The sequence below is a fragment of the Streptomyces sp. URMC 126 genome, from assembly GCF_051386555.1.
Classification (GTDB): Bacteria; Actinomycetota; Actinomycetes; order Streptomycetales; family Streptomycetaceae; genus Streptomyces.
On record NZ_JBPQTX010000482.1, the window covers coordinates 1 to 3,619 of the forward strand.

Sequence of the window (3,619 nt, forward strand, 5' to 3'; positions counted from 1 at the left end):
AGCGTCCGGGGGCGGGCAGGGGCGCGGGGCGTACGTCGCCGAAGCGGGCGCACCGTACGTCTCCCTCGAAGCCCGCGACCACGACCCACCAGCCCCGGGAGTCGAGGGCCTCGGGGTCGCTGGTGACGTCGCGCAGATCGGTGGCGAGGAGGCCGCCGAAGCGGGCCATCGGAGGGAGGTCATGCACGTCAACGAGTCTATGGGCCGGTGCCCCGCTCCGGGCCGGGCGGAGGAAACGGTGGAAGGGGGGCAGCACGCTGCGGAAACGGAATTTGAGCTGGCGCGGGAATCCGCTAGAGTTCAACACGTCGCCGGGACGCGGAAGCGAAACGGCGGGGCAACTTCCGGATCACGGTCCGGGGGGAGCATGCGGACATAGCTCAGTTGGTAGAGCACCACCTTGCCAAGGTGGATGTCGCGAGTTCGAGTCTCGTTGTCCGCTCGAGTAGGGGGATCTTCCCGACCCCCCGCACTCCTGGTGGAGTGGCCGAGAGGCGAGGCAACGGCCTGCAAAGCCGTCTACACGGGTTCAAATCCCGTCTCCACCTCCAAGGACGATTAGCTCAGCGGGAGAGCGCTTCCCTGACACGGAAGAGGTCACTGGTTCAATCCCAGTATCGTCCACCAAGGTCCTCGCGGACCTTCCCGCGCGATTAGCTCAGCGGGAGAGCGCTTCCCTGACACGGAAGAGGTCACTGGTTCAATCCCAGTATCGCGCACGCAGCACACCCTCCCGGACGATTAGCTCAGCGGGAGAGCGCTTCCCTGACACGGAAGAGGTCACTGGTTCAATCCCAGTATCGTCCACCAAGGTCTTCACGGACCTTCCCGCGCGATTAGCTCAGCGGGAGAGCGCTTCCCTGACACGGAAGAGGTCACTGGTTCAATCCCAGTATCGCGCACCATGATCGGCCGGAGGCCGGGGCCATGAGCTCCGGCCTCCGGCCGTTTGTCGTGCCGGTGCGCCCGGCAACAGGGACAGGCCGGGGAGCAAAGGACGGGCCGGGCACCTCCCCAGGTACCCGGCCCGTCATGCCGTCCGCCGCACCCCCGTCCCCACGGGGCTATGGCCGGCCCGTCCCCGACCCGGACCGCTCTTCCGGGAGCCCGGGCGCTCAGCGCCCCAGCATGCCGGCCACGGACGACGCTTGGGTGACGACGGCGTCCCAGCCGCCGAAGGCGACGGCCAGGACGGCCGCGCAGGGCAGCACCATGGCCAGCGCGACCAGCGGGTGCCGCCGGTCGGCGGGGCGGCCGGGCAGGTCGGGGAGGCTCCGGTGGGCGTCCGCCCGCCGGGGTGCGCGGATCGCGCGTCGTACCGCCTGGGCCATGCCGCCCCTCCCTCCCGGTCCTGCCGGACCCCGCCCCGCCCGGTGCGGCCGCGCCGTGGGCGGGCCGCCCGGCCATGTGCCGATGTCGGCAGCGACGGGCGTCCGACCTCGGGGGACGAGTGGCTCGCCCGTCGCTTGGTCACCACACTAGGCGCCGGGAGACGGCCGGACGTCATGCCTTCGTACCCCTTGCACCGCCTCCGCGAGGAGGAGGGCGGGGCGGGGCCGGTACTCCCCTGGGTGGAGAACAGAGGAGCGGTTCCCCGGGGTCGCCTCGGGGTCGCCTGGGGGTCGGGCGGCCGGGCCCTCCCTCGGGGGGGGCACCTGGGAGTGATCTGCCTCACGTCCCGGGTGTCCCGGTTTCCCGTCGCCGTGGCGCCGGGGGCGGCCCGGACCGACGCCGTGTCAGGTGTTCGAGCGGCGGGCCCACCCGGGTCCCCCGCCCGCGCGGTGCCACCCGTCGGGCCGTCAATCCCCGTGCCTCTTCGGGATCTTTACGGCCGGTGGCCGGCGGGCGGGACCGGGGCGGGCGCCGGAGAGGGGGCGGGCGCGGTCGCGCGGCGGAACCGGTCATCCGATGGCCGACGCATGCGCGGCCTCTCAGCACGGCCGCCCGGCAATCCGTAAGCTGTGGCTCGTCAGACGGACCGGCAGCGGGGATGAAGATGACGATGATGCGGCTCCGGCGCGAGGACCCGCGTGTCGTCGGCTCGTTCCGGCTTCACCGCCGGCTGGGCGCGGGCGGCATGGGCGTGGTGTACCTCGGCTCGGACAAGCGCGGCCAGCGGGTGGCACTGAAGGTGATCCGGCCGGATCTCGCCGAGGACCAGGAATTCCGCTCGCGCTTCGCGCGCGAGGTGTCCGCCGCGCGGCGCATCCGCGGCGGCTGTACGGCGCGGCTGGTGGCCGCCGATCTGGACGCGGAGCGGCCGTGGTTCGCGACGCAGTACGTGCCCGGGCCCTCGCTGCACGACAAGGTGACCGAGGAGGGTCCCCTGTCGGCGGCTCAGACGGCGTCGATCGGGGCCGCGTTGGCCGAGGGGCTGCTCGCGGTGCACGACGCCGGGGTGGTCCACCGGGACCTGAAGCCGTCCAACATCCTGCTCTCCCCCAAGGGCCCGCGGATCATCGACTTCGGCATCGCCTGGGCGACGGGGGCGAGCACGCTGACGCACGTGGGCACGGCCGTCGGCTCGCCGGGCTTCCTGGCGCCGGAGCAGGTGCGGGGCGCGACGGTGACGCCGGCGACGGACGTCTTCGCGCTGGGCGCCACGCTGGCGTACGCCTCGACCGCGGACTCCCCCTTCGGGCAGGGCAGTTCGGAGGTCATGCTCTACCGGGTGGTCCATGAGGAGCCGCAGCTCATGGGCGTGCCGGACGCGCTGGCTCCGCTCATCCTCGCCTGCCTGGCGAAGGATCCGGAGGAGCGGCCGAGCACGCTCCAGCTGTCGCTGCGGCTGAAGGAGATCGCGGCGCGCGAGGCGCACGGGCTGCCGGACGCCCGCCGGGTGCCGTCCCGGCGGGAGGCCGAGCGCCCCCCGGCCCGGCGGTCCGCGGACCACGCCCACCAGCCCACGGAGCCGCGCCCGGCGGCCGCCGCGCAGGGCAGCGCCGCCCCCGCCCGGCCGCCGGCCACCCGGCCGCTGCGGCAGCGGCGCCCCGACCGGCCGGCCGCGCGGCCCGCGTCCCGGCCCCGCAACGGCTCCCGTACGGGTGGCGGGGCGACCGGCCGGCGTACCGGCGGCGATCCCCGGCTGCTGCGGCAGCGGCTGATCGTCTTCGTGGTGGTGACGCTGCTGGTGGCGCTGGGCATCGCGGCGGCGCAGGGCTGCGACGGGCCGAAGAAGTCCTCCGGGCTGGGGCGGGAGCGGGCGTGCGCGGTGGCGGTGACGGTGGATTCCTGCGGTGCGGGCGGCCCGGGGGCCGGGCGGGTCTGAGTACGCGGGGGTGGTTTTTTGAGCCCGGTGGTTTCGAGCCCGGCGGCTTCGAGCCCGGTGGCTTCACGGCCCGGTGGCTTCAGGCCCGGTGGCTTCGGAAACGGTGTTCTCGATCCGTTCGCCCTGGGACGTGGTCCGCGCGCCGGGCCGGCGTCGGCCCGGGGTTTCCTGAGGCGGCCGGGGAACGAGCGAGTATCCCTCGCGGGCGAGGCGGAGCAGGTCGTCGTGGTCGGCGCAGCGGGTGATCGGCCCGTCAGGGGCGAGCGTGGGTCGCGGACGAGGCGGAGCAAGTCGTCGTGGTCAGCGCAGCAGGTGATCGGCCCGTCAGGGGCGAGCGTGGGTCGCGGACGA

At 73.9% G+C, this 3,619-nt stretch carries 2 protein-coding genes, 6 tRNA genes and 1 pseudogene; 7 read left to right on the plus strand and 2 right to left on the minus strand.

The annotated features are described in order from the left end of the window. Positions 1-187 (minus strand): annotated as a pseudogene (locus ACSNOK_RS31690) (chorismate-binding protein); the annotation flags it as partial. Positions 188-369: 182 nt separating this feature from the next. On the opposite strand from ACSNOK_RS31690, the gene ACSNOK_RS31695 reads away from it, so the two are divergent. The 6 genes from ACSNOK_RS31695 to ACSNOK_RS31720 all read left to right on the plus strand — a co-directional run bounded on the left by ACSNOK_RS31695 (position 370) and on the right by ACSNOK_RS31720 (position 905). Then, positions 370-442: transfer RNA gene (locus tag ACSNOK_RS31695), tRNA-Gly, on the plus strand. 35 nt (positions 443-477) lie between these two features. Then, positions 478-551, plus strand: a tRNA-Cys gene (locus ACSNOK_RS31700). Between the two features lies 1 nt (position 552). Next, positions 553-627 (plus strand) — tRNA-Val (locus ACSNOK_RS31705). 20 nt (positions 628-647) lie between these two features. Further along, positions 648-719, plus strand: a tRNA-Val gene (locus ACSNOK_RS31710). A gap of 16 nt (positions 720-735) precedes the next feature. Continuing rightward, positions 736-810, plus strand: a tRNA-Val gene (locus ACSNOK_RS31715). A 20-nt stretch (positions 811-830) separates the two neighbouring features. Further along, positions 831-905 (plus strand) — tRNA-Val (locus ACSNOK_RS31720). A 210-nt stretch (positions 906-1,115) separates the two neighbouring features. Here ACSNOK_RS31720 and ACSNOK_RS31725 read toward each other — a convergent pair. Continuing rightward, complete coding sequence (locus tag ACSNOK_RS31725; protein ID WP_436784247.1) at positions 1,116-1,331, minus strand: hypothetical protein; 216 nt, start codon at positions 1,329-1,331, stop codon at positions 1,116-1,118. A 659-nt stretch (positions 1,332-1,990) separates the two neighbouring features. On the opposite strand from ACSNOK_RS31725, the gene ACSNOK_RS31730 reads away from it, so the two are divergent. Continuing rightward, the gene (locus ACSNOK_RS31730; RefSeq protein WP_436784248.1) at positions 1,991-3,268 is read left to right on the plus strand and encodes a serine/threonine-protein kinase; all 1,278 of its coding nucleotides are present in this window, start codon (positions 1,991-1,993) and stop codon (positions 3,266-3,268) included. The last annotated feature ends 351 nt before the right edge of the window (positions 3,269-3,619 follow it).

Bases quoted from the DNA above. Each gene is read 5' to 3' on its own strand.
- ACSNOK_RS31730 (WP_436784248.1), top strand. From the start codon at position 1,991: ATGAAGATGACGATGATGCGGCTCCGGCGCGAGGACCCGCGTGTCGTC.
- ACSNOK_RS31725 (WP_436784247.1), bottom strand. From the start codon at position 1,331: ATGGCCCAGGCGGTACGACGCGCGATCCGCGCACCCCGGCGGGCGGAC.